We start from the raw sequence: 11,525 nt of genomic DNA, 5'->3' as shown, positions 1-11,525 counted from the left end.
CCCGACCAGCCGGTCGAACACTCCTCCGCCATGGTTGATGACGCCCATGCCTCCCCCGCCCGGGCCATGCCCGGGCGCCCCCCCGGCATCCGCACCGACGAGGCCGGGCTCACCGAGCGCCAGCGCCGGGTGATCGAGGTCATCCGGGACTCCGTCCAGCGCCGGGGCTACCCGCCGTCCATGCGCGAGATCGGCCAGGCCGTCGGCCTCTCCAGCACCTCCTCGGTCGCCCACCAGCTGATGGCCCTGGAGCGCAAGGGCTTCCTGCGCCGCGACCCGCACCGGCCGCGCGCCTACGAGGTCCGCGGCGTCGAGGTGGCCCGTCCGAACACCGCCGAGACGGCCGGCCGCCCCTCCACCTCCTACGTGCCGCTGGTGGGCCGGATCGCCGCCGGCGGGCCGATCCTGGCCGAGCAGACGGTCGAGGACGTCTTCCCGCTGCCCCGCCAACTGGTCGGCGAGGGCGAGCTGTTCGCGCTCACCGTGCGCGGCGACTCGATGATCGAGGCCGCCATCTGCGACGGCGACTGGGTCACCGTCCGCCGCCAGCCGGTCGCCGAGAACGGCGACATCGTGGCCGCCATGATCGACGGCGAGGCCACCGTCAAGCGGCTCAAGCGCGAGGACGGCCGGATCTGGCTGATGCCGCACAACCCGGCGTACGAGCCGATCAACGGCGACAACGCGACCATCCTGGGCAAGGTCGTCGCGGTCCTGCGCCGCCTCTGAGCGGGCTGCGCGTCCCCTCGGGCGCGCCCGCACCACCACCATCAGACACCGGGAAGGGGCTCCACCGCAGCGTGCGGGGAGCCCCTCCGGCGTTCCGAGGACCTGCCGAGGCCCGCTCAGCCCCGCTTCACCACCGGCCGCACCGGCGCCGCCGAGGCGTCGATCGCCGCCAGCGAGCGCCGCACCTGGTTGCGGTCCGTGGTGTACCAGAACCCGGGCATCGAGGACCGGAAGAAGCCCCCGTACCGCTTGGTCTCCACCCGTGGGTCCAGCACCGCCACCACACCCCGGTCCTCCGCCGCGCGGACCAGCCGGCCCGCGCCCTGCGCCATCAGCAGCGCCGCGTGCGTGGCCGCGACCGCCATGAAGCCGTTCCCCCCGCGCTGTTCGACGTCCCGCTGGCGGGCGCTCATCAGCGGGTCGTCCGGCCGCGGGAACGGGATCCGGTCCATCACGACCAGCTGACAGGCCGAGCCCGGCACGTCCACGCCCTGCCAGAGCGAGAGCGTGCCGAACAGGCAGGTGCTCGCGTCCGAGGCGAACTCGCGGATCAACTCGCCCAGGGTGTCCTCCCCCTGGAGCAGGATCCGGTGGTCCAGCCGCTCGCGCATCGCCTCGGCGGCTGCCTGGGCGCCGCGCATCGAGGAGAACAGGCCCAGCGTCCGCCCGCCGGCCGCGCCGATCAGCTCGGCCAACTCGTCGAGCATGTCCGGCCGTTCGGGGTCGCGCCCGGGATCGGCCAGGTGCTTGGCGACGTACAGGATGCCCTGCTTGGGGTACTTGAACGGCGAGCCGACGTCGATGCCGCGCCAGTGCGGCACCGCGTCCTCGCCGAACGCCGGGCCCTGCTCCGGGTTGTCCCCGGCCGTGCGGACGTCCGGCAGCCGCGTCTCGGCGGGCAGGCCGACCGAGGCGGCGACGCCGTTGAAGTCCCCGCCGAGCTTGAGGGTGGCGGAGGTGAGGACGACCGAGCGCTCCTTGTACAGCCCCTCGCGCAGCAGCCCGGACACGCTCAGCGGGGCGACCCGCAGCGAGGCGGTGCCCAGCCCGTAGCGGTCGCTGCGCTCGATCCAGACCACGTCGTACTCGGAGCCCTCCAGCAGCCGGTCGGCGGTCTCGTGCAGCGTCTCGGCCGAGGCCATCGCCTGCTTGCGGACGGCGTCCTCGTCGCTGAGCCCCTTGTCCCTGGTCTCCCCCAGCGAGGTGATCACCTGGCGGGCGGCGTCCCGGATCGCGGTGACCGCGTACGCCAGGTACTCCGGCAGTTCCTCGACCCGGCCGGGCTGGGCGGTCTCCATCAGGCCGTGGTAGTTCTCGGCGGCGGCCTGCAAGGCGTCGACGGCCTTCTCGTTGGCGAGCCGGGCGGCCCGCTTCACCGCCCGGTTGACCGCGCCGACGGTCAGCTCGGCGGTGGCCGCGCCGGTGACCCGGTTGACCAGCTCGTGCGCCTCGTCCACGATCAGCAGCCCGTGCTCGGGCAGCACCGGCGCGCCCTCGATCGCGTCGATGGCGAGCATCGCGTGGTTGGTGACCACGACGTCCGCGAGCTTGGCCCGCTCCCGCGCCTTCTCGGCGAAGCACTCCTGCCCGTACGGGCAGCGGGTGGCGCCCAGGCACTCCTTGGAGGTGACCGAGAGCTGCGCCCAGGCCTTGTCGGAGACGCCGGGGCTCATGTCGTCCCGGTCCCCGGTCTCGGTCTCGTCGGCCCAGTCGCGCAGCCGCAGCACGTCCTGCCCGAGCTTGCCGGTGGGCCCGCCGAGGGCGTCCACCGGGTCGAACAGGCCCTCGCCCTCGTCGCTCGGGGTGCCCTCGTTGGCCCGGTGCAGGCACAGGTAGTTGGAGCGGCCCTTGAGCATCGCGTACAGCGGGCGGCGGCGCAGCACCGGGTGCAGCGCGTCGACGGTGCGCGGCAAGTCCCGTTCCACCAGCTGGCGTTGGAGCGCCAGGGTGGCGGTCGCGACGACCACGCGGTCGCCGTGGGCGAGCGCGGGCACCAGGTAGGCCAGGGACTTCCCGGTGCCGGTGCCGGCCTGGACGAGCAGGTGCTCGCCGTGGTCGACGGCGTCGGCGACGGCCTCGGCCATCCGGACCTGTCCGGGGCGCTCGACGCCGCCGACGGCCGCCACCGCGGCGTGCAGCAGTTCGGGGATCCGCGAGCGCGGGACGGGGACTGCTTCCTCGGCCTCGTCGCCGAGGTCCGCCGCCCGCTGGGATTCGGAGTCGTGGGATTCGGAGTCGTTCGTCATGACCCTCCCACCCTACGGGGCGGGGGTGACAATCCGGTCCCGTTGCGCGGGCAACCGTACGTCCACGGCCACGAGCGCGTTCGGCACCGTCCCGTACCGCGCGGCGTGCGGGCGGAACGGGCGGTCCTGGTAGCCGTCGAGGAGCAGCCGGTTGCGGTTGAGGCAGAGCCGGTCGATCCGGGGCCGGAACAGGTCGAACAGCTCGAAGCGCTCGCGCAGCTCGGGGAAGCGGTCCTGGTGGCGGAGGATCTCGGCGCGCAGCAGCGCCCAGAACTCGGCCTCGGGCAGCCCGGTCTGCGCCTCCAGCAGCGGGGCGAGGTAGCGGAAGACGCCGATGAACAGCCCGGAGTGGATGAACTGGCAGAGCCCCTGCGGATGCTCCCGCAGCAGGACGTCGGCGACCTCGGCGGGCAGGTCGCGCAGCTCGGGCAGGTCGGCCGAGCTGAGGTTGACGTCGTCGACGAAGTCCTTGACCGCGAGCCGGGCCGGGGTGTCCCGCTCGTCGAAGACGACGATGGCGTTCTCGCCGTGCGGGGAGAAGACCAGGCCGTACCGGTAGAGGAAGTGCAGCAGCGGCGGCAGCATCGCGGCGAACAGCCGGGCGGTCCACTCGGCGGGGGTACGGCCGGAGCGGGTGATCAGCTCGGCGGCGAGCGCCCGCCCGTCGGAGCCGGTCTGCAGCAGGGCGGCCAGGGTGCGGGCGCGTTCGCCCGGGTCCAGGCGGGGGCCGAGCGGTTCGCGCCAGATCGCGCCGAGCAGCTCCTTGTACTGGTAGGGCGCCTCGGGCAGCTCCCGGTACAGCGGGTGGTCGACGGTGACGGAGGCGATCTCGCCGAGCAGGATGACCCGGCACTCGTCGCGCAGGAACGGGTCGGCCTCGTACAGCCCGTGCAGCCAGGCGGTGACGGCGGGCGCGGCGAGGGTGCGTTCGGTGGGCAGGCCGCGCCAGACCAGGGTGTTGAGGATCGACAGCGGCAGCTTGACGGTGCAGCGCTCGGGGCGGGCGGTGTTGAAGAAGGAGCGGATGGACTGCTGGGGCAGTCGTGGGTCGCCGTCCGAGGGCAGCGGGACGATTTCCCCGGACGCGATCCAGGGCGCGAACAGCGGCAGGATCGTCTCGTCCCACTGCCAGGGGTGGACGGGCAGCAGCAGGTAGTCGTCGGCGTCCGGGCCGAGCGCGGCGCGCAGTGCGTCCACGTCGTCGAGTTCGCGGGCGTAGAGCTGCTCGGGCCGTTCCAGGCCGGGTACGCCGCGGTACTCGGCGAGCCGGCGGTGGACGGCGATCCAGGGCAGTGGGCGCGGGCTGCGGGCCTCGGGGGCCCAGCGGGCGGCGTCGACGGCGGAGAAGCCGATCCGGCCCTTGTTGGGGACGATCCAGGGGTGGCCGGTCTGTCGGCCCTCCAGGGCGGGGTGGTCGAGGTCGGCGAGCTCGGCGGCGGTGAGCGCGGTGGCGAGCTGGCGGGCGTCGGCGGCCAGGGTGGCGGAGAGTTCGCGGATCAGGTGGCCGGTGGTGTCGCCGGGCATCCCCAGGGTCTCCCGGGCGTACGGGAGGAAGCGCAGCGGGTCCAGCCCGTCGGGCTCGGAGCACCGGACGGAGTCCGGGTCGACCTGCCAGCCGTCGTAGGCGCCGCGCCGGGCGGTGAAACGGTACTCCACGCCGGGCAGCTTCAGCAGGTACTCGCCGTCGAGGGCCCCGGGCAGCGGCGTGAGCAGCTCCTCGTAGGCGAACTCGCCGAGCATCTTGGCCAGCAGGGCGCGGCCGGCCCGCTGCCAGTGCCCGGCGGTGAGGTGTGGGGGCAGGTAGAGCGGCGGTTCAGCGGCCGGCTGTTGCGGCACGGGTCAGCTCCTGGGGGCGGGGGAAGACGGGGGTCTGTTCGAGGGGTGCGGGTACGGCTGCGGGTCCGGAGGCGGGTGCAGGGGCAGGGGCGGGCGGCGCGAAGCCGGTCCAGGCGGTGCGGGTGGGCAGCCGGTGGACGGTCCGGCCGGTGACGGCGTTGAGGATCACGGCGGCCCGGTGCGCGCCGAGCCCGAGGTCGGGCGTGCCGACGCCGTGGGTGTGCAGTTCGGCGTTCTGGACGTAGAGGCCACCGGTGAGCTCGGGCCGGGTGGCGACCCGGTGGTCGAGGTCGACCCGGTAGCGCCCGGTCTCGTCCCAGTCGATCAGGGGGGCGAGCGGTTCGAGCGCGGCCGGGCGGGCGGCCCGGTAGCCGGTGGCGAGCACCACGGCATCGGTGCGCAGCACGTGCTCGGCGCCGGAGTCGGTGTGCCGGCAGCGCAGTTCCAGGCCGCCGCAGGGGCCGGGGCGGGCGTCGGTGACGCCGGTGCCGGGGGTGATCTCGACCGGGGCGGTGTCGATCGGGCGGCCGATGGTGCGCTCGTAGAGGTGGTCGTGGATCTCGGCGAGGGTTTCGGCGCTGGCGGCCTTGTGCAGCTGCCACTGGGCGTCGACCAGGGTGTCCCGGACGGGCGCCGGCAGGCCGTGGAAGTAGCGGGTGTAGTCGGGGGTGAAGTGCTCCAGGCCGAGCTTGGAGTACTCCATGGGCGCGAGTGCCCGGGTGCGGGTGAGCCAGCGCAGCCGGACGCCGTCGTCCTGGTGGCGGCGGAGCAGGTCGAGGAAGACCTCGGCGCCGGACTGCCCGCTGCCGACCACGGTGATGTCCCGGGCGCCGGCCAGGTCGGCGCGGCGGTCCAGGTAGTCGGCGGAGTGGAAGGCGCGGGGGTGGCCGGCCAGGGCGGCGAAGGCCTCGGGGCGCACCGGCCGGGTGCCGACCCCGAGGGCGAGGTTGCGGGCCCGTACGGTGGACCGCTGCCCGGTGGCGGTGTCGGTCAGCTCCACCCGGTACCACGGGCCCTCCCCCGAGGTGCCGGCCCAGTGCAGGGCGGTGACCTCGGTGCCGAAGCGGCAGTTGGGCAGCCGCTCGGCGGCCCAGCGGCAGTAGTGGTCGTACTCGCGGCGGGGCAGTTGGAAGCGCTCGGCGAAGTAGAAGGGGAAGAGCCGGTCCTGCTCTCGCAGGTAGTTGAGGAAGGACCACGGGTTGGTCGGGTCCACCAGGGAGACCAGGTCGGCGAGGAAGGGCACCTGCATCCGGGCCCCGTCCACCAGCATTCCGGGGTGCCAGCGGAACTCCGGGCGCTGGTCGCAGAAGAGCGTGCGCAGGCCGGGGACGGGCTGGGCGAGCGCGGCGAGCGAGAGGTTGAACGGGCCGATGCCGACGCCGAGCAGGTCGTACGGCGGCTGGGAGGCTGCGGTGTCCACGGGGTGTCCTAGGCGGGATCGGGGCCGGGCGGGGTCTGCCGGCCGAAGGCCGGGGCCGGGCGGGTCAGGGCCGGGCGGCCCGGGTTCGCACCATGAGGGCGGCGCGCTTGCCGGGCAGGTCGAGTTCGGCGGCCGTCCGGAACCCGGCCCGTTCGAAGGCCCGGACCGAGCGCCGGTTGCGGACGTCCGGTTCGGCGACGACCCGTTCGCAGTGCGGGCGGCGGCGCAGGATCCGCTCCGCGAGGGCGCCCAGCAGGACGGCGCCCAGCCCCCGGCCGCGGCTGGCGGCGGGGCCGAGCAGCAGGTGCAGGCCGGTGTCGTACGGCCGGGCCGGGTAGTGGGCGGCGAGCGGGTCGAGGTCGGCGCGGTAGACCTCCCAGTAGCTCATCGGCTCGCCGTCGAGCAGGCCGAGGCAGGGGAGGCTGCGGCCGTCGCCGTCCAGCTGGGCCCGGACGTGCCGGGCGGTGCGTTCCGGTGGTCCGGCGAGTTCCCAGAAGGCGTCGACCTCGGGGTCGTTCATCCACCCGGCGAGCAGGTCCAGGTCGGCGGGCAGCCGGACGGGCCCGAGCCGGAACTCGCCGGCCGGGGTGGGGATCGCGCCCCACCCGGGCAGGTCGTCGAACATCAGGGGCCCGCCACCGGGTTGGGGATGTCCACGTACACGGACTGGGTGGCGACCGGGCCGACCAGCTCGTCCAGGCCGTTGATCCGGGTGAGCAGGTTGGCCTTGCAGGGCAGCGTGGGCGCGTCCAGCAGCAGTGCGGGCAGCGCCGAGCCGGTGGCGGCCGCGGGACCGGCCAGGAACCGGCGCAGCGCGGCCAACAGCACCGTCTCGTCGGCCAGTTGCTGGGAGCCGAGGGCTCCGATCAAGCCGAGGACGTGGTTGATGCCGAGGTAGTAGGCGAAGTGGTGGTCGATCACCGGGTCGGGGAGGAAGGTGTCGCTGTCGGTGCCGAGCCCGGGCAGCCGGGCGGTGAGCCGTTCGGCGGCGCTCTCCCGGTAGTAGTAGCCCTGGTTGTCGCGGTAGCGCCCGCCGGTCGGCCAGCCGTCGGCGTCCAGCAGGACCAGGCTGTTCTGCTGGTGGGCTTCGAGGGCGATGCCGGCCCGGCCGTCCAGCCAGAGGACGGGCAGCACGACGGTGTCCAGGTAGCGCAGGAACCATTCGGCGGCCACGGTCGGCAGCGGGCGGCCGCAGCGGGCGGCGAGCGCCCGCAGGGTGTCGCCGAGCCGGGAGGGCACGGTGTCGCCGGTGCCGAGCGGCTGTTCGGCGACCAGCCCGGCGACGCAGAGCACGCGCTCGGCGGCGGCGAAGGGCTGGGCGCGCAGCACGGTGTCCAGGCCGCCCGGGTCGCCGAGCCCGGGGTGGTCGACGCCGATCCAGGCCGGGTCGCGGACGATGTCGAAGCCCGGGTGGGCGGCCCGCCACTCGGCGGCCAGCCCGCTCTCCAGCAGCCGGTGCATCTCCAGGCCGCGGTGGAGCTCCTTGCGCAGGTTCTCCCGGCGGGAGTTGGTGATCCGCAGGCCGAGCGAGAGCTTGAGCATCCACGGGGTGCCGGGCCGGTAGACGGTGCGCACCGAGGAGGTGGGGTACCACGGCTCCCCGGCCGGGCCGAGGTCGTGCAGCAGCCCCTCGGCGAGCAGTGCGGCGACGGCCGGCCGGTGGGCGAGTTCGCGGGCCTGCCAGGGGTGCAGCGGCAGGGCGGCGGTGCCGGGCGGCAGTGCGGTGCGGCTGCCGAGCAGGCCGGCGGTGAGCTGGTCGGCGCTCTCGGCGACGGCGGAGCCCGCGGCGAGCAGGTCGCGGTCCACGGCGTACCAGTGGAGCTGGAAGGAGCCGTGCAGTTCGGGCGAGTAGGCGGCGCTCTGGGCCGGGCCGAGGCCGTCGCGGCTCTTCGGGGTGGGGTGCAGCGGGTGGCCGAGCAGCAGGGACTGTTCGGCGGCGAGGAAGTGCGAGCGCTCCGGTCCGCCGGGGGCGGGGGCGGTGCGGCGGTGGGCCAGGATCTCGGCGGTGCGGACGACCGAGTCGGCGACCCGGCCGGCGAGGTCGGCGACCTGCCCGGGGTCGGGCCGCTCGGCGGCCGCGGCGGCGAGCAGCGCGGCGGCGGTGACGGCGTCCACCGGGGTGCCGGCCGAGGCCTCCACCGGAGCGCTCGCCGCCGCGAGGGTGGCGCGCCCGAAGCGGTGCCAGCCGCCCGGGGACCAGTAGCGGACCGGGGCGGTGAGCAGGGCGGCGCCGCCGAGGACGGCGATCCGGAGTCGGCCGTCGGGGCCGGGGCGGGCGCCGGTCTCCCGGGTCCAGCAGCGCAACAGGGCTTCCAGTGCGGCCTGTTCGGCGGCGACCGCGGGGTCGGCGTGCAGCAGCGGGTCGGGCTCGACGGTCGACCGCGGCGCGGCCAGCGGCGGTTCCGGCGGGGCTCCGGTGAGGGCGGTGCTCAAGGCTGCTCCTTGGGGCGCGTGGGGGTGCCGACGCGCGGGCGGAGAAGGGAACCGGCGGGCGCTCGCACCGTCGCGTCAGGTAAGGGTTACCTATCCATGACGGGTGATCACAAGGACGGCTCACTCGTCCGGGTGAAGATCGGAGATTGTCCACCACCGGAGGTCGGGACCCTGCTGCACCAACGGATCAACCGGGCCCGCGTCGCGGATCGGTGACCTCCGGTCCGGGCCGCAACCCGGGGGGGTGGGCACGGCCGTCCTCGTCGGCGATGGAAGACTCCAGGACGGTGGCCCACCGCACCGCGGGCCCACCGCACCACCGCACCACAGGCGGACCGAGCACCGAACCGACCGAGCACAGGGGGACGCGCACAGATGTCAACGATCCACCGGTCAGCACTGGCCGCCGCCGCGGTCGCGGGAGCCCTGTTCGCCGTGAGCGCCTGCGGACCTGACGGCCCGGCGGGCAGCGGCGCGGGCACCGCCGCGCCGCCGCCCGACTCGGCCGCGGCGAGCGGCCGTTCGAGCGGTTCCGGCGGAAGCGGCGTGATCGGCGGGATCACCCTCCCGTCCGGTCTGCCGACCGGCCTGCTGGAGGGCCTGCCGAGGAGCTGGGACGACCTGAAGAAGTGGAAGTTCGAGGACTGGGACACGTGGGCGTCCAAGCACGTCTTCAACAACCCGGTGGTGAAGGACTTCTGGGATCCGGACAAGATGGGCGACTCCAAGCCCGCCGAACCGGCTCCGCCCGCCGCCAAGCCCGCCCCCACGACCCCCAAACCCGCCACCGACGACGGCGTGACCGATCCGGAGCCGCCGGCGGTCAAGGCCGTGGCGGTACCGCGTCCGTACACCAAGCAGCCCTCCGGCAAGGTGTTCTTCTCCGCCCAGGGCGGCCGCGGCAACTGCTCGGCGACGGTGATCACCGACCCGCAGCACCCGGGCAAGAGCAACCTGGTGTGGACGGCGGGCCACTGCGTGCATCCGGGCAAGGGCGGCAGCTACTACAAGGACCTGGTCTTCGTGCCCGCGTACAACAACTCGGGCGCGTCCAGCGGCGGCAAGCGGGCCCCGCTGTCCGAACTGGCCCCGTTCGGCACCTGGTGGGCCGACCAGGTCGCCACCTCCCCGCAGTGGACGGTCGAGGGCGGCAGCTCCGGCGACGCCGCCAACCAGTACGACTTCGCGGTCATGCGCGTGCACAACCAGAACGACACCGGCAAGTCCCTTGAGGAGACGGTCGGTTCGGCCGTCCCGGTGTGGTTCGACGCCCCCCGCGACAAGCTCGGCGTGTGGGCCACCGGCTACCCGCTGCTCAAGCCCTTCGACGGCCAGGAGCTGTACCGGTGCGACGGCGGCAAGCCGACCCGGCTCTCCTTCGACGCCAAGCGCCCCTCGATGCTCACCATCGGCTGCGACATGACCCAGGGCTCCAGCGGCGGCGGCTGGTTCGCCACCATGCCGGACGGCAGGACGGCCCTGGTCAGCAACACCTCGATCGGCACCCAGGAGCACACCTCGCTGAGCGGCCCGTACCTGGAGACGGTCGCCAGGCAGGCCCTGGACTGGATCTCCAGGAAGCAGTAGCCGCCACGGGGGGCGGCGGTACGGGAACACCAGCACAGCGCGGGGGACGATGCAGCATGCCCAGAACCACCAGCCGGGGACGCCGGACCGGCACGGCCGGCGCCGCACTGCTCGCCGCGCTCGCCCTCGCCGCGACCGCCTGCGGCCCGGACGGCCCCGCCAGGCCGGCCGCCCCGCCCCCCGCCCTGCCCAAGTCCGCGCCCACCAGCCTGGGCGACCTGACGGGCTGGAAGCTGGAGGACTGGACGAAGTACGTCGCCGACAGCGGGTTCGCCGAGGACGCGGCCCCGGGCGCCTGGTCGGCCGCCCGGATGGACGCCGCCAAGCCGCGGCCCACCCCGGAGTACTCCCTGACCGGCCCGGCGGCCCCCGGCGTCGAACGGGACCCGGCGCCCACCGCCGTCCCGGCCCAGCCGCAGCCGCACCCGTACGGCCTGCCCGCCGCCGTGGTCGGCCGGCTCTTCATGACCACCCCGCAGGGCGACGCGGCCTGCTCCGCCACCGTGGTCTCCGACCCGGCCAACCCCGGCCGCAGCAACCTCGTCTACACCGCCGCGCACTGCCTGCACGACGGCAAGGGCGGCGGCTGGCTGAAGAACCTGGTCTTCGTGCCCGCCTTCAACCGGGACGGCCAGGCCGCCCACGGCAAGCCGTACGCCGACCGGCAGGCCGCACCGTACGGCCGGTGGACGGCGGTGCGCGCGCTGGTGTCGCCGACCTGGCTGCAGGAGAGCGGCGTCGGGGCCCACAACCAGTTCGACTACGGGATCCTCCGGGTGCGCGGCGAGGACGACTCCGGCAGGTCCCTGGAGGAGACGGTCGGCGGCGCCGTCCCGATCTGGTTCAACGCCCCGCGCGACCAGATCACCTCGGCCGCCGCCTACGGCTACCCGGCCGAGCGGCCCTTCGACGGCATGGAGCTGGACCACTGCGACTCGCCCGTCGCACCCGCCCGGCTCTCCTTCGACCGGACCCGCCCGCCGCTGTACGTGATCGGCTGCTCGATGACGGCGGGCTCCAGCGGCGGCGGCTGGTTCATCACCAAGGACGGCAAGCCCAACCTCATCAGCGTCGGCGCGGTCGGCAACCGCAACCCGGCCGGCTACCAGGCCGGACCGGCCCTGCAGGACCAGGCGAAGCAGGCCTTCGACTACTTCGCCAAGAACGTCAGGTAGCTCCCCCAACGCTCCCCCTACGCTCCCCTACGCAGGAGCTCCCACCGCGCAGGAAGGGCCCCCGGGACTGTTCCCGGGGGCCCTTCCCACGCCTTCGGC

The 11,525-nt window shown here is 74.6% G+C and carries 6 protein-coding genes and 2 pseudogenes; 3 read left to right on the top strand and 5 right to left on the bottom strand.

Annotated elements, in window-relative coordinates; all coding sequences use genetic code 11:
• Positions 1–30 precede the first annotated feature (30 nt).
• Positions 31–729 (top strand): transcriptional repressor LexA, encoded by a 699-nt coding sequence (lexA, locus tag BX285_RS23745; RefSeq protein ID WP_257033036.1) that lies wholly within the window; start codon positions 31–33, stop codon positions 727–729.
• A 116-nt stretch (positions 730–845) separates the two neighbouring features.
• Here lexA and BX285_RS23740 read toward each other — a convergent pair whose 3' ends face one another.
• From BX285_RS23740 to BX285_RS39530, 5 genes and pseudogenes are all read right to left on the bottom strand, one after another.
• The gene (locus BX285_RS23740) at positions 846–2,975 is read right to left on the bottom strand and encodes an ATP-dependent DNA helicase (protein ID WP_097236029.1); all 2,130 of its coding nucleotides are present in this window, start codon (positions 2,973–2,975) and stop codon (positions 846–848) included.
• A gap of 12 nt (positions 2,976–2,987) precedes the next feature.
• Entirely contained in the window at positions 2,988–4,811 is a 1,824-nt protein-coding gene (locus tag BX285_RS23735; RefSeq protein ID WP_310794233.1) for an IucA/IucC family siderophore biosynthesis protein, read from the bottom strand.
• Complete coding sequence (locus BX285_RS23730) at positions 4,789–6,231, bottom strand: lysine N(6)-hydroxylase/L-ornithine N(5)-oxygenase family protein (protein ID WP_121177948.1); 1,443 nt, start codon at positions 6,229–6,231, stop codon at positions 4,789–4,791. Before BX285_RS23730 ends, BX285_RS23735 begins: the two co-directional genes overlap by 23 nt.
• A 64-nt stretch (positions 6,232–6,295) precedes the next feature.
• Positions 6,296–7,393: pseudogene (locus BX285_RS39535) on the bottom strand (GNAT family N-acetyltransferase); the annotation flags it as partial.
• Between the two features lie 164 nt (positions 7,394–7,557).
• Positions 7,558–8,346 (bottom strand): annotated as a pseudogene (locus BX285_RS39530) (IucA/IucC family protein); the annotation flags it as partial.
• 693 nt (positions 8,347–9,039) lie between these two features.
• Between BX285_RS39530 and BX285_RS23715 the strand changes: the two are divergent.
• Both BX285_RS23715 and BX285_RS23710 read left to right on the top strand, forming a co-directional pair.
• On the top strand, positions 9,040–10,251 hold the full coding sequence (locus BX285_RS23715; RefSeq protein WP_121177943.1) for a serine protease: 1,212 nt from the start codon (positions 9,040–9,042) through the stop codon (positions 10,249–10,251).
• A 56-nt stretch (positions 10,252–10,307) separates the two neighbouring features.
• Positions 10,308–11,426: a serine protease gene (locus BX285_RS23710; RefSeq protein ID WP_121177941.1), complete on the top strand. Its 1,119-nt coding sequence runs from the start codon at positions 10,308–10,310 to the stop codon at positions 11,424–11,426.
• The last annotated feature ends 99 nt before the right edge of the window (positions 11,427–11,525 follow it).

It is taken from the genome of Streptomyces sp. 1114.5 (genome assembly GCF_003635085.1).
Classification (GTDB): Bacteria; Actinomycetota; Actinomycetes; order Streptomycetales; family Streptomycetaceae; genus Kitasatospora.
The sequence above is the reverse complement of the archived record's forward strand: the minus strand, read 5'-3'. Positions and strand labels throughout refer to the sequence as shown.